The organism is Paractinoplanes rhizophilus, assembly GCF_042664765.1.
GTDB classification, from domain to species: Bacteria; Actinomycetota; Actinomycetes; order Mycobacteriales; family Micromonosporaceae; genus Actinoplanes; species Actinoplanes rhizophilus.
This window is the reverse complement of sequence record NZ_JBHTBJ010000010.1, coordinates 74135-93254: the sequence shown is the minus strand read 5'-3', so window position 1 is coordinate 93254 and position 19120 is coordinate 74135. Positions and strand designations below refer to the sequence as shown.

At 68.4% G+C, this 19120-nt stretch carries 6 protein-coding genes and 1 tRNA gene; all 7 read left to right on the top strand.

Going from position 1 to position 19120, the window contains the following annotated elements; translation table 11 throughout:
- The first annotated feature begins 62 nt into the window (after positions 1-62).
- Positions 63-3047 carry a UPF0182 family membrane protein gene (locus ACFQS1_RS16345; RefSeq protein ID WP_378968805.1) on the top strand — a complete coding sequence of 995 codons (2985 nt, stop codon included), beginning with the start codon at positions 63-65 and terminating at the stop codon, positions 3045-3047.
- A 118-nt stretch (positions 3048-3165) separates the two neighbouring features.
- Positions 3166-3239, top strand: a tRNA-Met gene (locus tag ACFQS1_RS16340).
- A 793-nt stretch (positions 3240-4032) separates the two neighbouring features.
- Entirely contained in the window at positions 4033-10482 is a 6450-nt protein-coding gene (locus ACFQS1_RS16335) for a carboxypeptidase regulatory-like domain-containing protein (RefSeq protein WP_378968802.1), read from the top strand.
- A 55-nt stretch (positions 10483-10537) separates the two neighbouring features.
- Positions 10538-17380, top strand: a complete 6843-nt coding sequence (locus tag ACFQS1_RS16330) for a TreTu family toxin (protein WP_378968801.1) — start codon at positions 10538-10540, stop codon at positions 17378-17380.
- Positions 17374-17685, top strand: coding sequence for an immunity protein TriTu family protein (locus ACFQS1_RS40655; protein ID WP_465263208.1), 312 nt, complete (start codon positions 17374-17376; stop codon positions 17683-17685). Before ACFQS1_RS16330 ends, ACFQS1_RS40655 begins: the two co-directional genes overlap by 7 nt.
- Before the next feature lie 443 nt (positions 17686-18128).
- Complete coding sequence (locus tag ACFQS1_RS16325; RefSeq protein WP_378968799.1) at positions 18129-18416, top strand: type II toxin-antitoxin system TacA family antitoxin; 288 nt, start codon at positions 18129-18131, stop codon at positions 18414-18416.
- Positions 18413-18934, top strand: coding sequence for an N-acetyltransferase (locus ACFQS1_RS16320; RefSeq protein WP_378968796.1), 522 nt, complete (start codon positions 18413-18415; stop codon positions 18932-18934). The genes ACFQS1_RS16325 and ACFQS1_RS16320 overlap by 4 nt, the downstream gene beginning before the upstream one ends.
- The last annotated feature ends 186 nt before the right edge of the window (positions 18935-19120 follow it).

Here is a 19120-nt window from a genome sequence, read left to right as displayed (position 1 = left end):
CCGGTTGCCCCAAATGATGTGTGGAGCCCACGTTGGTCATGCGTAACAGCCCTCTGCCGAGGATGAGCCGGCGCGGTCGCGTCACCGTCGGCGTCCTGGTCGGGGTCTTCCTTCTGTTCACATTGCTCGGCTGGGGCATCGACGCGTACACGGACTACCTCTGGTTCAACGAGGTCGACTTCGTCAACGTCTTCTCCGGCGTGCTGCTCACCCGGCTGATCCTTTTCCTGGTCATCGGGGTGGTGGTCGCCCTGATCATCGGCGCCAACCTCTACCTGGCGTACCGATTGCGGCCCCTGCTGCGCCCGCACTCGGCCGAGCAGGCCACGCTCGAGCGCTACCGCATGGTCATCGCCCCGCGCCTGGGCACCTGGATCACCGTGCTCTGCGTGATCATCGGCTTCTTCGCCGGCCTGTCCGCACAGGGCCAGTGGAAGCAGTGGATGCTCTTCCGCAACGGCCAGCCGTTCAACGTCGACGACCCGCAGTTCAAGGTGGACATCGGGTTCTACGTCTTCGAGTACCCGTTCTGGCGCTACCTGCTCGGCGTCGCGTTCACCGCGGTGGTCCTCTCCGTGCTCGGCGCGCTCGCCGTCCACTACGTCTTCGGCGGCGTGCGCCTGCAGGGCGTGGGCGACCGCATGACGACCGCGGCCCGGGCCCACCTGACCACGCTGGTCGCGGTGTTCGTGCTGCTCAAGGCCGTCGCGTACGTGCTGGACCGGCGTGCCCTGCTGCTCGAGCAGCACGTGTCGCCGGGGCTCTACGGCGCCGGCTACACCGACGTCAACGCGCTGTTGCCGGCCAAGGAGATCCTGGCCTACATCTCCATCGTGGTGGCGATCGCGATCATCGTGTTCTCCAACGCGGGCATGCGCAACCTGGTCTGGCCGGGCGTCTCGCTGGCGCTGCTGGCCATCTCGGCGGTCGCGATCGGCGGCATCTACCCGCTCGCCGTGCAGAACTTCTCGGTCAAGCCCAGCCTCGCCGACAAGGAAGCGCCGTACATCCAACGGTCGATCAACGCGACCCGGGCCGCCTTCGGCCTGGAAACCACGGAAGCCGATCGATATCAGGCCAACAACGTGGTGCCGCCGGCCACCCTGGCCAGCGACACCAGCGCGCAGAGCGCGCGGCTCGTCGACCCGCAGCTGGTCTCGCAGGCGTTCACCCAGTCGCAGCAGTCGCGCGGCTTCTACGACTTCGGCAAGAAGCTCGACGTCGACCGGTACACGATCGACAACAAGACCGCCGACTACGTCGTGGGCGCCCGCGAGATCAACGACGACAAGCTGACCCCGCAGCAGCGCAACTGGCTCAACCGGCACACCGTCTACACCCACGGCTACGGCCTCGTGGCGGCCCCGGCCAACCAGGTCGTCTGCGGTGGCCTCCCGTTCTTCGTCTCCGGCTTCCTCGGCGACGACCGCCCGCCCGGCTGCTCGGCGAAGACCGACGAGATCAAGGTCGACCAGCCGCGGATCTACTACGGCGAGCAGTCGACCGAGTACGCCATCGTCGGCCAGACCGACAAGAACAAGAAGGTGGAGTTCGATCGGCCGCAGGAAGAGAACAACAACGCCGAAGAGCTTTACACGTACGAGGGCAAGGGCGGCGTGCCGATCGGCTCGTTCTTCCGCAAGCTGGTCTTCTCGATCAAGCTGACCGAGAGCAACTTCCTGCTCTCCGACGCGGTCAACGACGACTCGAAGCTGATGTACGTCCGCGACCCGCGCTCCCGGGTGGAAAAGGTCGCGCCGTTCCTGACCATCGACGGCGACCCGTACCCGGCGGCGGTCGACGGCCGGATCGTCTGGATCCTCGACGGGTACACGACGTCCAACAGCTACCCGTACTCCCAGAAGATCAACCTGGCGAACGAGACGCGCGACGAGCTCACCGGTCAGGGGCAGTTCGCCCTCGCCCGCGACGACGTCAACTACATGCGCAACTCGGTCAAGGCCACCGTCGACGCGTACGACGGCACGGTGAAGCTGTACCAGTTCGATGACACCGACCCGATCCTCAAGGCGTGGAACAAGGCCTTCGGCGGGGATCTGATCATCCCCAAGGCGGAGACGCCGGCCTCCCTCGAGGCCCACTTCCGCTACCCGCAGGACCTCTTCAAGGTGCAGCGCAACCTGCTCACCAAGTTCCACGTCACCGAGCCGCGGGCGTTCTTCAGCGGGCAGGACTTCTGGCAGGTGCCGAACGCGCCGGACGCGCCGTCCAGCAACGTGAAGCAGCCGCCGTTCTACCTCAACGTGCAGCTGCCCGAGCAGAAGGAGACCAGGTTCCAGCTCACCGCCGGCGTCACCCCGGCCAACCGGGAAAACCTGGCGGCGCTGATCTCCGGGTCGTACGTCGACAACAAACCCAAGCTCGAGGTCCTCGAGCTGCCCGACCAGACGGTCATCCCCGGACCGGTCCAGGTCCATCAGAAGATGACCAACAACGCCGCGGTCCGGCAGCAGCTCAGCCTGCTCTCCACCAACAACAACCAGGCACAGGTCCTGTACGGCAACCTGATCTCGCTGCCGGTGGCGAACGGCATCCTGTACGTCGAGCCCGTCTACGTGAAGACCGGCAACCAGGAAACCGCGGCGCCGCTGCTGCAGAAGGTCCTGATGTCGTACGGCGACGGCGGCACCTACGTGGTCCTGGCCGACAGCCTCAAGGCGGGCCTCGACGCGCTGGTCACCCAGGGCAAACAGGCGACCTCCGGCTCGCCGCCGCAGAGCGGCAACCAGGGCCAGACCGGCAACGAGGGCCAGACCGGCAACAACAGCGGCAACGTGCCGCCGGCCACGCTCAACTCCGAGCTGGCCGCGGCCGCGGCCGAGGTCGACCAGGCCATCGACAACGTGCGGACCGCTCAGCAGTCCGGCGACTTTGCGAAGTACGGCCAGGCGCTCCAACAGCTGGACGCCGCCATGGCGAAGTTCCAGGCCGCCCAGCAGGCCGCGGCGGCCGGCACCACGGCGGGCCCGTCCGCCTCGACCGCCCCATCCGCACCGGCCAGCCCATCGGCAACGCCAGGCGGGTGAGGCCAGGCCCATGCCGAGCCCTCAGCCCGCCGGCGACGCCCGGCGGGCTGAGGTGACGCGCGCAACCCGGCGCCGTTTTGCAGGCGGCCGCCGGGTTGCGCTAGTGTTAACGAGCCGACGCGGGGTGGAGCAGCTCGGTAGCTCGCTGGGCTCATAACCCAGAGGTCGCAGGTTCAAATCCTGTCCCCGCTACGAGTCCTAGGGGCCCTCTGTCCGCGGAAAGCGCGGACCGGGGGCCTCTTCGCATGTCTGCCGGGGGGGCCGAGCCCCCCGAACCCCCCACGGTGCGAGCGGTTGCGGTGGGTGGGTGGTGCGGTTGGGTCCTCCGGGGCTTGCTTGCCTTCGGCTGCGCTTTGCGTGGTCGGTGCGAGTGGTTGCGGTGGGCGGGTGGTGGGCGGTTGGGTCCTCTGGGGCTTGCTTGCCTTCGGCTGCGCTTTGCGTGGTCGGTGCGAGTGGTTGCGGTGGGCGGGTGGTGGGCGGTTGGGTCCTCTGGGGCTTGCTTGCCTTCGGCTGCGCATCGCGTGGCGGCACGAACCTGGTTTAGGTGCTCGTAACAGCGAGCCACACCGAGACGCCCGAACCGGTGCAATACCCGCGGAATCACCCCTGGATAGGTGGCCGCATGCAGGTAAGCGCGTCATGCGTCAAAGTCGGTCGACGTGGCCCGGGTCGGTCGCCGCCAACGCTCCAGGACTTCGACAGCGGTCTTCTGAGCAGGGATTTCATGATCGTCAACGTTCGCTACGGCCCACCGGTGACCGGGTCTACGGGATGTGCTCGGGTGCGGTCGGATGGTGCATGGGTGCACGCATTCGATGATCGTCCATATTGACATCAGACGTTTGATCGACTGTGATGTGATCATCACGGATGGTCATCTCATGGGGGAAGTCTGATGCCTGCCGGCCGCCGCATTTCGCCATCTCTTCGCCGATCCCGATCGATCATCTGGCTCACCGCTCCGTTGCTCGTTCTGTCCACATTGGTGGGTTTTCCGGCCGCGACCGCCGCCGCGGCGCCGTCCGCGAAGCCCGCCTGCGTCGCGGAGCAGGCCACCGAAGCGGCCGCGGCGGCGATGACGCGGACCTGTGGCAAGCGGGTGGAGATCCTGGCGGAGCGGTCGGAGGTGGCGCAGACGTTCGTGAACCCGGACGGGACCCATACGGTCGAGGAGTCGATCGAGCCGGTCCGGGTCAAGCACGGCTCCACCTGGATGCCGATCGACACGACGCTGGCGAAGACCGCGGACGGTGTAGCGCCGCGGGCTGCGGCGCTCCCGATGACGCTCTCCGGCGGCGGCGACGGTCCGCTGGCCCGGTTGCGCGACGGGTCGAATGAGATCAGTTTCTCCTGGCCGGACACGCTGCCGAAGCCGGTGCTGCGCGGGAACATCGCGCTCTACCCGGACGTGCTGCCGCACGTGGACCTGCAGGTGACCGCCGACTCGCTCGGCTTCAGCGAGCTGCTGATCGTGCGTGACCGCGAGGCCGCCGCGAATCCCCGTCTGAGCACCCTGAAGTTCGGCCTGACCACCAAGGGCGTGCAGGTCCGGGCCACCCCGCAGGGCGGCTTGGTGGCCCGGGACAAGCACGGCAAGTCGGTGTTCACCGCGCCCGCGCCGCTGATGTGGGACGCCTCGGTGCAGGATGCCGCCGAGAGCGGCACCCCGCCGGCCGAGCCCGACCAGCAGAAACCCGCCGGACCGGCGGCGAAAAAGCCGGCGGTGAACCAGTCCGAGGCGGCCGGGGCGAAGCCGGCCAAGCCGTCCGGGCGGACCGCCACGGTGGCCGCGACCGCCAAGCGCGCGGTGATGCCGATGACGTTCAGCAAGAACATCCTCACCTTGCGCCCCGACGCGAAGCTGCTCGCCGACCCGGCCACCAAGTTCCCGGTCTACCTCGACCCGGCGGTCAGCGGGCAGGTAGCCGGCGGTGCTTGGACGACCGTGTGGAGCAAATACAAGACCAGCTCGTTCTGGAAGAACGCGTCGGCGCTCAACAATGGCTCGACGTACGGATCGGCCGGCGCGGGTCGTACCGAAGACTGCTCGGGGTGCTCGGACTACATCATCCGGTCGTTCTTCTCGATGGACGTCAGCAAAGTGCGGTCCAAGCAGATCCTCTCGGCGACGTTCCGCATCGAGCAGCGGCACTCCTGGACGTGCAGCCCGAAGTCGAACGCCAAGGTGTGGATGACCAGCGGTATCTCGTCGAGCGTGACGTGGAACAACCAGCCGACCTGGTACGGCTCGTACACCGCGCAGACGGCCGCCAACCGTAAGGTCGGTGCGATCCACGGCTGCGCCGGCACGGGCACGATCGAGTTCAACACGACCGCGATGGTGGCCCACGCGGCGGCGAGCAACTGGACCTCGCTGACCCTCGGGCTGCGGGCGATCGACGAGGGCACGAAGAACCAGTGGAAGCGGTTCAACCACAAGTCGCCGAAGCTGGCGATCACGTACAACACGGCGCCGGCGGCCCCCTCCGAGCGCAACTCCGACGCCAAGGGTTGCGCGACCGGCTCGTCCCGGCCGTACGTGCGCACCCTGACCCCGACGCTGGCGGCCAGGCAGACCGACCCGGACAACGACCAGGGCCTGACCACCTCGTTCTATTGGTGGCAGTCGGGCAGCTCGCGCAGCGAGTCGAACAAGGTGTCCCAGTCGGCCGGCAACAAGACCCTGGTCGCCAAGGCGATCCCGGCCGGGAAACTGACCGACGGCAAGACGTACGTGTGGCAGGCCCGCACCAACGACGCACACGCCACCGGCGGCTTCTCGGCGACGTGTGAGTTCACCGTCGATGTGAGCGCGCCACCGGCTCCGTCCTCGGTCACTTCGGCGGACTATCCGGCCGGCACGCCGAGCGGTGGCGTCGGCCTGTCCGGGCAATTCACCTTCGCGCCGCCGTCCGGCGGTGCGGCCGACCTGGCTGGGTACGCGTGGACGCTGGACCAGGGGTTGCAGGCGTCCGCAGCTACCCAGGTCAATGCGAGCGCCGGGCAGAGCGTGACCGTGCCGTACGTGCCGTTGCGTGACGGTGTCTACACGATGCGGGTGTGGGCCAAGGACAAGGCGGGCTGGTACTCGGCGTCGCCGCTGACGTACTCGTTCACGGTGCAGGCGGGCACCGGCCCGGCCGCCCGGTGGTCGTTCGACGACGCCGGCACGACCACTGCGGACGACTCCGGACACGCCAACTCGCTCACCCTGACCTCCGGGGCGACCCGGACCACCGGGCGTGGCGGTGCGGGTTCGGCACTGACCCTCGACGGCTCGACCGGTGCCGCCACTCTGACCGGCGCGCTCACGGCTCCGCACCCGACCACCGGCGTCGCCACGCCGGTGCGCACGGACGCCAGCTTCGCGGTCACCGCCCGGGTCCGGCTCGCCGCCACCGGCGGTTCCGGACAGCCCACGGCGGTGTCCGCCTTCGGCAGCCACACCAGCGCCTACACGCTCGGCTACTCGCCGGCCGACAACCGGTGGCGGTTCATGATGGCCGGTGCGGACGCCGACAACCCGGCGGTGTATTCGGTGCTGTCCAACGCGGCGCCGACGGCCGGGAAATGGACGCTGCTGGTCGGTACATACGATGCGGGCACCAAGAAGCTGACGCTTTATGTCGACGGCGCCGCGCAGACCGCCACCGCCACGCTGAGCGGCGGTTTCAACGCGACCGCCGGGTTCGCGGTGGGCAAACGGCGGTGGAACGGTGTGGACGACGGGTTCCTCAACGGGGCGGTGGACGACGTCAGGTTCTACAGTTTCGTCCCGGCCGCCTCGAAGCTCGCCGAGCTGGCCGCACCGGAGACGCCCACGGTGACGCTGCCCGGCGGCGATTCGGTCACGGTCGGCACGGCCGCGAACGTGGTGATCGGCTCCGGCGGTGACACGAACGTCGTGTCGTACAAGTACAGCTTCAACACCAAAGCGCTGAACCTGACGGCGACTCCGTCCGCGGCCGGTGGCGCGGTCACCATCACATTGAACACGGCCACCGCCGGTGCGATCACGGTCTACGCGGTCGCGGTGGACACGGCCGGTCGGGTCTCGTCCGAGATCGGCACGGTCCAGCTGAGTGTGGTCCAGCCGGCGACGCTAACCGGCTTCGTCATCGACGGCGAGTTCAACCCGCTGCCCGGAGCCGTGGTCCGGCTGGATCCGGGTGGGGCGTCCGCGACCGTGGGCGCTGACGGGACGTACCTGCTGACCGGGTTCTCGGCCGGCACGTACACGGTCACCGCCACCTACGGCGGGTCCTGTGGCCTGCGGGCGGTCGCCGAGGACGTGCCGATCGGCGGGAACGGCTCCCTCGATCTGCTGCTCATGCCGGTCGCTGACGGGCTCGGCTACACCTGTGACACGCGGGCGCAGGCGTTCAGCCCGGCCGATCAGAGCGTGGTCGCGTTGACCGGTGACAACGCGGTCGCCACGGTGGCGCTGCCGTTCGCGTTCCCGTTCTACGGGCAGGCGTACCGGACGGCGTGGGTGGACACCAACGGCATCGTCTCGTTCACCGATCCGAGCGGCTCGCATCCGTACGACGGAGGCTCGCTGCCGTCGGCCGTCAACCCGACCGCGATGGTCGCGCCGTTCTGGGACGACCTGGTGGTCGACTCCTCGGCCAGTGTCCGCACGTCCGCCACCGGCAGCGGGAGCAGTGCGACGTTCGCCATCGAATGGCGCAACGTGCAGCGCAAGGCGAACACCTCGCAGCGCGTCTCGTTCACGGCGGTGCTGGCCGCGGACGGCACGGTGACCACCAACTACACCGGGCTCGACTCGGACGCCGAGAAGGGCGCCGCGGCCGCGGTCGGCATCGCCGCGCCGGACGCCGGGGACGGCCTGACGTACTCACGCAACACCCCGGCGCTGGCCGACGGGCAGGCGGTCGTGTTCGACCACCCCGAGGGTGTCGGCGCGCTGGACCTGCACTCGCTGTCCGGCAAGGTGCTGAGCATGTCGGGCACGGGTATCTCCGGCGCGAAGGTGACGCTGGACCCGGGCGGGTTGTCGACCACTACGGCGTCCGACGGCTCGTACCGGTTCGACGGGCTGGTCGCGGACACGTACACCGTCTATTCGGCGCAGAACCAGAAGTGCCCGCAAGTGGCGCAGGAGATAGTCGACCTGACGGCGGACACGGTCCGGGATCTGCAGCGGGGCCTCGACTACAGCGGCATGGGCTACGTCTGCCAGCAGGTGTCCGGCAGCTTCACGTCGGCGGGCACCGTGCTGGCATTGACCGGTGACGACGCCACGACCGGGGTGAGCTTGCCGTTCAGCTTCCCGTTCCACGGCCGCAGCTACACCTCGGCGACGGTCAGCACGAACGGCTTTGTCACCTTCGACACGAACCTGGGCACGAACTCGTACGTCAACCCGGCGATGCCGACCGCGGCCGCGCCGAACGCGGTGGTCGCCCCGTTCTGGGACGACCTGGAGATCGACGCGTCGGCGAGCGTGCGGACCAGCACGGTTGGTACCGCGCCGAACCGCAAGTATGTGATCGAGTGGCGCAACGCGAAGTTCCGGCCGAGCGGCCCGGACCGGATCACGTTCGAGGTGGTGTTCACCGAGACGACCGGGGAGGTCGCGTTCAACTACGGCACCCTGAGCACCGCGCTGCAGCAGGGCGCGGCGGCGACGATCGGTATCGAGAACGCCTCCGGCACGGTGGCCACGCTGTTCTCCTTCCAGGAGGCGCGGGTCAACTCGAACGGGACGATCACGTTCACCCCGCACGCGGCCGGGACGGTCAGCGGCACCGCTTCGGTGGCGGTGACCGGCAGCGCGGCGGCCGGGCTGACCGTGACGTTGAACCCGGGTGGCCGGAGCACGGTCACCGACGCGGCCGGCAACTATTCGTTCACCGGGGTGCCGATCGGTGAATACACCGTGCAGGTGGCCACGGGGACCAGTAGTTGCCCGGGCCGGTACGCCAAGCAGGTCGTGAACTTCCCCGGCAGCACGATGGACGTGGACCTGTCGGTGATGACCGCGGGCGACGAGTTCGGCTACACCTGCACCGCCGGCACCACGACGTTCATCCCGGGCACGGTCACCGAAGACTGGACCGGCGACGAGGTGACCTGGCAGAAGAACCCGCCGTTCCCGATCAAGCTGTACGGCGAGCAGTACACCTCGGCCTGGATCAACGCCAACGGGGTGCTCGCGTTCAAGGACCCGCTGTTCTTCGGCTGGATAGGCCCGGTAAACAACGAGCTGCCCACGCCGGGCGCCGAGGGCCAGCCGGACGCCGCGGTCTACCCCCAGTGGTATGACTGGGCGCTCGACAGCAGCTCGCACATCGCGACCGCGACGACCGGCACAGCACCGAACCGCAAGTGGGTCGTCGAGTGGCGCAACGTCTACCGCTCCGGTGACACCGCCACCCGGGCCACCTTCGAGACCATCCTCGGCGAGGACGGCTCGATCACCTTCGCTTATGGGTCGATCCCGTCCACCAGCCCGCAGGCACAGGGGTCCTCCGCCACGGTCGGCATCGAGAACGGCAGCGGCACGATCGGCTTCCAGTACCTCTACAACGAGCAACTGCTGCAGACCGGCAAGGGTGTGACGTTCACACCCAGTCCGCCAGGCGCGGGCAGCATCGCCGGCACGGTCTCGTGCCAGGGCACCACGGTCGGCGGGGCGACGGTGGCCGCGGCCGGGCAGACCGTCACCACCGGCGCGGACGGCACGTACCGGATCGACAACGTGCCGGCCGGAACGTACGCGGTCATCGCCACCCGCGCCGGCACCTGCACCGGTTCCACGGTCGACGACGTCACGGTCGGCACCGGCACGGTCGCCGCCGCCGACTTCGCCGGGGTCACCACGCCCGCCGGCGCCGGCTACCGGTTGACCGAACAACCGGTGACCTACACACCGGCCGGCGGCACGGCGCTGCCGATCACCGGCGACGAGGACTACGCTCCCGTCACCCTCCCGTTCCCGGTCACCCTCTACGGCCAGACCTACAGCACGGGCTATGTGGACAGCAACGGCCTGGTCACCTTCGAGGATCCCGGCACCCCCAACTCCGACGCCTGGCCGATCCCGTCGCCGCGCAACCCGGAGGAACCCAACGCCGCCGTCTATCCGTTCTGGCACGACTGGGTGGTCGACAGCAACGCGAGCGTCCGCACCGCCACCCGGGGAACGGCACCCAACCGGCAGTACGTCGTCGAGTGGCGCAACGTCTCGTCCTACGAGGACCCGACCACCCGCACCACCTTCCAGGTCATCTTCGACGAAGCCGGCGGCTACTCGTTCGCCTACCCCACCGTCGACGGCACGTTCCTGACCAAGGGCGGCGGCGCCACCATCGGCATCGAGAACGCCGACGGCACCTGGGCCCTGCAATACACCTACCGCCAGCCGGTCCTGCGGCCTGGCCTCGGCCTGCGCTTCGACCCACCGCAGTGACCACCCCACCTCCCGGCCCGTTTCCGCGCTCGCTCCCGCTCCATGGAGGCACCTGGTGAAGGACCCCCTTGCCCTCATCCCGCCGCCGATCCGCCGGCGCCGGACGGGCCGTGCCCGCCGGCTGATCGCTGTCGCTACCGCGGCGGCGGTCCTCAGTAGCCTGCTGCAGGCGCCCGCCTGGGCGGACCGGCCGAAGCCGTTCACCCCGCCGACGGCGAAGAAGATGCCGGCCGTGGCGGTCAGCAAGGTCGACCCGGTGGCGGTGAAGCAGGCCGCGATGCCGGACGGCACGAAGAAGCCGGCGCCGGTGTGGCCGGCGGCGGGCGCGGCCGAGGTGGCGGTGCCTGGGCCGGCGAGTCAGGCCGCGCGGGCGCCGGGGCTTCCGGTGCGGGTTGCGCAGCCAGGCACGGTCCGGGTGGCCGGGAAGCGGGCGGCTGCGCGGGCCGCCGCGGTGGCGCCGGCGAAGGTCGGGGTTCGGGTGCTGGATCGGGCGGCGACCGCACGGGCTGGGGTCCGCGGGGTGTTGTTACAGGTGGACCGCGCCGATCGGGATCCGCATGCCGCCGCGGTCGATCTGTCGGTGGACTACGGCACCTTCCGGACGGCGTACGGCGGGGACTGGGCGTCGCGGCTGCGGCTGGTGGCCCTGCCGGAATGCGCGTTGACGACGCCGGAGCGGCGGGAGTGTGCGGGCACACCGCTGCCGTCGCGCAACGACCCGAAGGCCGGCAGCGTGACCGCCACCGTCAGCCTGCCCGGCAGTGCGGCCAGCAGCACCTCGGCGGCCTCGGCGCCGGCACTCGTCGCTCTGAGCGCGGGGACCTCGGGCGAGGCGGGCAGCTTCGCGGCGACCTCGTTGCAGCCGTCGTCGATCTGGTCGGCCGGCGGCAGTTCGGGGGACTTCTCGTGGTCCTATCCGATGCGGGTGCCGCCGGCGGCGGGCTCCCCGGTCCCCGCGTTGAACCTCTCGTACTCGGCGCAGTCGGTCGACGGCCGCCAAGCGGCGTCGAACAACCAGCCGTCGTGGGCGGGCGAGGGTTTCGACACCAGCGTGGGCGGTTTCATCGAGCGCCGGTACGAGCAGTGCCAGGACGACATGGGCGGCGACGCGAACAACACCACCAAGACCGGCGACATGTGCTGGGCAACCGACAATGCCACGCTGTCGCTGGCCGGGCACTCCGGTGAGCTGATCTACAACTCGTCCGAGGATCGGTGGCATCTGCGCGCCGACGACGGTTCCCGGATCGAGCGCAAGACCGGCGCGAGCAACGGCGACGATGACGGCGAGTACTGGGTGGTCACCATCACCGACGGCACGCAGTTCTGGTTCGGTGCGCAGCGGCTGCCCGGCTGGAGCTCCGGCGACCCGGTCACGAAGTCGACCTGGACGCTGCCGGTGTACGGCAACAACGCGCACGAGCCGTGCCACGCGACGGCGTTCGCCGATTCCAGCTGCACCCAGGCGTGGCGTTGGAACCTGGACTACGTCGTTGACGTGAACGGCAATTCCGCCTCGTACTGGTACTCGACCGACACCAACAAGTACGGCCGGAACCTGACCTCTTCGAACGTGGTCAGCTACATCCGGGACGGGCATCTGGACCACATCGAGTACGGCACCCGCCGCGACGCTGGGATGGACAGCCGGTTCGCCGCGAGCGCGCCGGCCCGGGTGGACTTCGGGGTGGCCGACCGGTGCCTGTCGGAGTGCTCGACCCATGACGAAGCGCACTGGCCGGACACGCCGTGGGATCAGGAGTGCACCGGGTCGACGTGCGAGACGTACAGCCCGTCGTTCTGGTCGACCACACGGTTGTCGACGGTGACCACGAAGGTCTGGAACGGGTCGTCGTACGACAGCGTGGACCGGTGGACGCTGACGCACACCTTCCCTGATCCGGGCGACGGCACCCGGGCAGGGTTGTGGTTGTCGAAGCTGTCGCACACCGGTCTGGCCGGCGGGTCGGAGAGCGTGCCGGACGTCGAGTTCTCCGGGGTGCAGATGAACAACCGGGTGGACACCATCGACTTCGCCGCGGCGATGAACTGGTGGCGGATCTCGCAGATCCGGTACGAGTCCGGCGGGACGGTGAGCGTGCTCTACTCCGATCCGGAATGTGTGGCGCAGACGAATGTTCCGACCTCGCCGGCGTCGAACACCAAGCGCTGCTATCCGGTGCGGTGGACGCCGGAGGGCTACCAGGATCCGGTCATCGACTATTTCCACAAGTACGTCGTCACCACCGTCTACGAGGCCGACAACACCGGGGGAGTGACGCCGAAGGGCAGCCCCCGGGTGGTGTACAAGTACAGCTACATCGGCGCCCCGGCGTGGCACTACACCGACGACGACGGGCTGATCGAGGCGAAGGACAAGACCTGGTCGGTGTGGCGCGGCTACTCCCGGGTGGGGGTGACCGTCGGCGACGCCGGCGAGCAGTCGTACACCGAGACGAAGTACTTCCGGGGGATGCACGGCGACAAGGCTGCCTCGGGTACCCGTACGGTGACGGTGACCGGAACCGGCGTGCCGACGGTCAACGACGAGGACGCGTACGCCGGCATGGCGCGTGAGTCGACCGTCTACAACGGACCCGACGGGGCCGTCGTTTCCCGCCAGGTCACGGAGCCGTGGCAGTCGGACGCCACCGCCAGCCGCACGATCAACGGTGACACCGTCCAGGCCCGCTTCACCGCGGCGGTGGCCAGCCACGACCGGACCGTGCTGGACGGCGGGCGCGGTGAACGCGTCCACTCCGTACGCAACACATTCGACGCCTACGGCATGACGGTGGCGGTCGACGACGCCGGCGACGACGCCGTCACCGGCGACGAGACCTGCACCATGACCACTTACGAGCCGCGCAACACCACCGCCTGGGTGATGACGGCGGCCCACCGCGCCCTGACCCTGGCCGTGCCGTGCGCCTCGGCCGACGACCTGACCGAGCTCACCGACGACGACGTTGTCTCCGACACCCGGACGTACTTCGACGGCGCCACCATCTACGGCACGGCGCCCACCCGCGGGCTGGTGACACGCACCGAGCAGGCCAAGGCGTGGAACGCCGGCAGCCCGACCTACGAGCAGGTCAGCCGCGCCGCGTACGACAGCGGCGGGCGGATCACCAGCGCCTGGGACGCACTGAACCACCAGAGCACTATCGCTTACACCTCGGCCGGCGGTGGGCTGGTCACCCAGACCGTGCTGACCAACGCCCTCGGCCACACGACCACCACTACGATCAACCCGGCATGGGGTGTGCCCACCAAGGTGGTCGACCCCAACGGCAAGACGACCGAGGTCACCTACGACGGGCTGGGCCGGCTGACCGCGGTCTGGCAGCCTGGCCGGGACAAGGCCACCCAGACCGCCAGCAGCACCTTCAGCTACCTGGTCAGCAATACTGCGCCCAGCGCGGTCGGCACGAACACCCTGAACGCGGCCGGCAACTACCTGACCAGCTACGCCCTCTACGACGGGCTGCTGCGGCCACGGCAGACCCAGTCCCCGTCGCCGTCGGGTGGGCGGCTGCTCACCGACATCTTCTACGACTCCGCCGGGCGGCAGGTTCGTGAGCACGGCTCCTACTACGCCAGCGGGGCGGCGAGCACCACCCTGTCCACCGCCACCGACCGGCAGGACGTACCCAACCAGACAAGCACCGTGTACGACGGCGCCGGCCGGATCACAGCCTCGATCTTCCAGCCGTACACCACCGAACGATGGCGGACCACCACTGCGTACGGCGGGGACCGGGTCGACGTGACGCCGCCGTCCGGTGGCACCGCGTCCTCCACGCTCACCGACGCGCTCGGCCGAACGACCGCCGTACGCCAGTACCACGCCGCGACACCCACCGGCGCCTACGACACCACCACATACACCTTCAACCGCAAGAGCCAGCTGACCCGGGTCACCGACGCGGCCGGCAACCACTGGGACTACACCTACGACCTGCGCGGCCGGCAACTGACCGCGGCCGACCCGGACAAGGGCACCACCACCAGCACCTACGACGCCGCCGGCCGGGTCACCTCCACCGTGGACGCCCGCGGCATCAAACTCCAGTACGGCTACGACAACCTCGACCGCCGCACCGCCGTCTTCCAGACCGGGGTCGGCACCCGGGCCCGCTGGTTCTACGACAACCTCGCCAAGGGGCAACTCGACAAATCCATCCGGTACGTCGGCGTCACCAACTACACCCGCCGGATCGAGGCATACGACGACGCCTACCGGCCCATCGTCGAGGCGTACGAGATCCCGTCCACGGAGACCGGACTTGGCGGTACATACGCCGTCAACGTCGGCTACAACGTGGACGGCAGTCTCGACTTCACGACGTATCCGGCAGCTGGTGACCTGCCCCTCGAATCGGTGTCTTACCACTACGACACGACGACCGGGCTGCCGACGAACTCGACCAGCGGGTTCGGCGGTCGAGCGATCAGCTACGCCGCCCGCACCACCTACGACGCGCTTGGCCGCATCAGCGAACTGATGCTCTACCCCGGCCTGTACGACGACCTGGGTAAGCGGGTCTACCAGACCTTCGGTTACGAGCTCGAGACCGGTCGGCTCACCAGCACCCGCACCGACCGCGACTCGGTCGCCCCCTACACGGTCACCAACACCAGCTACTCGTACGACAACGCGGGCAACGTCACCCGATCGTCCGACGCGGCCACCGGCGACAACCAGTGTTTCCAGTACGACTACCTGCGCCGGCTGACCCAGGCATGGACGCCTGCCACCAGCAACTGCAACACCGCGCCCAGCACGGCGGGGCTCGGCGGCCCGGCGCCGTACTGGCAGTCGTGGGCCTACGACGTGACCGGCAACCGGCGCAGCCAAGTCGACCACGCGACCACCTCGGTTGACCTAAATACCACTACCACGTACAACTACCCGGCCACCGGGTCCAGCCGTCCGCACGCGCTGAGCGGCACCACAGTCACGACTGGCTCCTCCAGCGTCACGGCCGGCTACACGTACGACAACACCGGCAACACGCTGACCCGGCCGACCGCGTCCGGCAACGGCACCTTGACGTGGGACCCGGAGGGTCATCTCGCCAGCAGCACAGACAGCAGCGGGACCACCAGCTACATCTACGACGCCGACGGCAACCGGCTGGTCAGCCGCGACTCCGCGGGGACGATCCTGTTCCTGCCCGGTCAGGATGTCCGCTACACCACCGCCACAGGCGCGACCACCTGCACTCGCTACTACACGTTCGGCGGTTCCACGATAGCGTCCCGCACCGCCGCCGGCGTGACGTGGCTCTCCAGCGATCATCAGGGCACCGCCACGGTTGCCATCGAACGCGACACCCAGAGCTCCACGATCCGCCGGCAGACCCCGTTCGGCGCGTCCCGCGGCACCTCCGCCATCGCCTGGCCGAACAACCGTGGTTTCGTCGGCGGCACCCTCGACAACACTGGCCTGACCCATCTGGGCGTCCGGGAGTACGACGCGGGGATCGGCCGGTTCATCTCGGTCGACCCGGTTCAGGACCTGGCCGATCCCCAACAATGGAACGGTTACGCCTACGCTGGCAACAACCCGACCACGCTGTCGGACCCGAGCGGACTCCGAGCCCAGGACCCGGAGCTTGACAACCAGTTCGGCACGCCTCTGGAGGGCACCGGCAAGAGTGTCCAGCCGGGTGAGCGGCATGGTCACGGTGGCAGTGGCAGCGCCAGAAAGGGCAACGCCAAGGGCGACATCACCGTCGTCGAAACGCTGGGTGCGGACAAGCAAAAAATCGCCCATGTCTGCGTTACCGACGTGCTCTGCCTGGACCAGTACCAGGTCACCAACATCCAGGCGTTCATCAACGCCTACAACGCCCAGATCGCCTCACTGAGCCAAGGCAACGGCGGCCAGACACTGGCCGACTTCCAGTACCTGATGGCGATCGTCAACGCCTGCGGCGACGGCGTCAAGCTTTCCGAGAACTGCTCCATGCCGGCCTACCTGATGCTCAGCAACGGGGCCGCCGAGGCAGCCGTGCACGCGGAGACGGAGGCCCACGGAACGCCGGCCTGGAAGACGGGCCTCGCGGCGATCGGCATGATCGGGGAGGCGATATCGGGTCTGCCGGCGTGCCAGAGCCGAGCGTTCGCGGCCGGCGGCCGGAAGAGCTTCTCAGCCGACACGCAGGTCCTGATGGCCGACGGCACCACCAAGACGTTCAAGGACGTCAAGGAGGGCGACGAGGTCCAGGCCGCTGACCCGGAGACCGGCCAGAAGGGGATCCGGAAGGTACAGACGGTTTGGGTCCACGACGACGACCTCTACACCCTGACCATCGACGGCAAGCCATTGACGACAACTGAGGACCACCCGTTCTGGGACGAAACCGACGGCCGCTGGGAGCGCGCCGACGACCTCGAAAAGGGCGACGTCCTACTGACCCCGACCGGCGCGCCAGCTCACGTGGACGGCTTCAGTGTCACCACCCACCGCATGGCCCCCGCATACAACCTGACCATCGACGACCTGCATACGTACTATGTGCTCGCCGGCAACACGCCCGTGCTCGTCCACAACGATGGCGGCGACGACGTTGCCCGAGTCGGTCGGTGGATGTCGCAGGCCGAATATGATGCGATGGTGAGGACAGGAATGGTGCAGCGTGGGGGTGGCGGCCTCACCTACGTGGTGCATCCAGCTGATCCAGAGGCGTACAGGTCCGCGCGTCCAGGATCCGTGTATGCAGAGTTTGATGTTCCCCGGTCGTCGCTGATTCCAGGTGGTCGTCCGGGCGACTTCAAGATGTCAGACTCCAGCACTGTCTTCTCGCGACTGGCGGTTAGCAAGGGTGGTGCGCCGCTTGAGCTGCCGGCGGCGAAGAACATTACGCTGGGCGGAGGTGCCGGATGCTAAGGGGCTCTGAGCTGCTGGAAGCTTTCCGTGGTTGGATCACTCGCCCGGAGCATGTTCCGACAAGTCTGGGTGCCAGTTCCGAAATCGAGGAATCACCAGGAGATCGGAATCCCCGCTCTATTCGATGGATACTGGAAAGCTCGGAAATGATGAGTCAAATTGTTCTCTGGGAAGACGGGCAGTCCGAATTTGATCTCATCGACGTCGCAACTTCTGAGGTCCGCTCTGAACATCGGCAGATTGATTCTCGGCAGGAGCTAGACCAGGTAATGGAAATCGTCCGTCAGTGGGTGATCCGATCGTAGGCGGCGAGCGTTGGTTATGCCTGCGCCGATTTGAAGCAGCCACTACGCTCCGCTATCGGCTGGCCTCGCTGGGCCCTCGCGTGCGTGGGTGTTCTCCTGGGTTGCCGTCAAGGTTGCCGTCAGTCTCGGATACATATCAGCACTGATCGATATATTGGGCTGGTGCCCGAACCGGACCGCCCGACTGCTGTGGCCGCACAGCGACGCGACATCCCGGGCGGAGGGTCGTTTCGCCGATCAGCCGGGTGGTATGGCGCCGTCCCCCACTGTCCGAGTTCGGGGTCAGTGGTTCGGTGCGGACGGCGTGCGCGCGGGGCCGTAGGCCTGTAGCGCGTGCGCGCGGCCCGGCCATCGGCCGGGCCGTTCTTGATTATGTAGAGCAAATTTGGACCAGCCTCGGTCCAGCCCTTCGTGCTGGCGTACGTTGTGCGTACACTTGGGTGATGAGTGCGAAGGCGGAGCGGCTGCATCTGCGGGTGGATGCCGAGCAGAAGGCGTTGCTGGAGGCGGCCAGTCTGGCCGCTGGTGCGAGTGTGTCGACGTTCGTGTTGAAGGCGGCTACCGACGCGGCTGCTGATGTGCTGGCTGACCGGCGGGCGTTCCTGCTGGACGAGGACGCGTGGCAGGTGTTCGACGAGGCTCTGGACCGCTCGGCTTGCGACATCGCCGGTTTGCGGGAACTGCTGAGCACGCCGACGGTCCTCGACGACTTGGGCGAGGCTCGGCGGTGAGTTCGCGTTTCTCTCCGGTCGAGCCGTTGTCGGCTGCGCATGTGGTGAGCGGCTTCGACTGCGGCTCGCCGGCCCAGTCCGTCTGGCTGACCGAGCATGCCCTGCAGGCACACCGGGCCGGGCTGTCCCGCGTGTACGTCGTCGGCGACTCCGATCACCCGGATCGCCGCGTTGTCGGTTACTACGCGCTCGCGGCAGGCAGCGTCGCCCCGGCTGACGCCTCTCCGCGACTACGGCAGGGCGCCGGCCGTTACCACCAGCCCGTGGTGATCCTGACCCGGCTCGGCGTCGACCGCAGCGCCCAGGGTGCCGCCCTCGGACGTGCCCTGGTAGTCGACGCGCTGCGGCGGATTGCCGCCGCCGCCGAGGTCATCGGTGTCCGGGCCGTGCTCATCCACTGCGAAACCGACGCCGCCCGAGACTTCTACCTGCGCCTGGCCAAGTTCGAGCCGAGCCCCACGGACCCGATGCACCTGCTGCTGTTGATGAAGGACCTCCGCCGGGCCCTCGCCAGGTAGCACGGGTGTCGTTCGGACGTGGTGGTCTGTGCACGTTGCCGTCACGGTTGCCGTCAACGCGGCCCGACAGCCCGATCCGCTATCGGGCCCATCCACGAAAGACCAGGTGACAGCTCCTGCCCGGATAGGTAACGCTCCGTGTCGGTCGTGAATATGCCACACGTACTATGTGATGGCAGGCGAAAC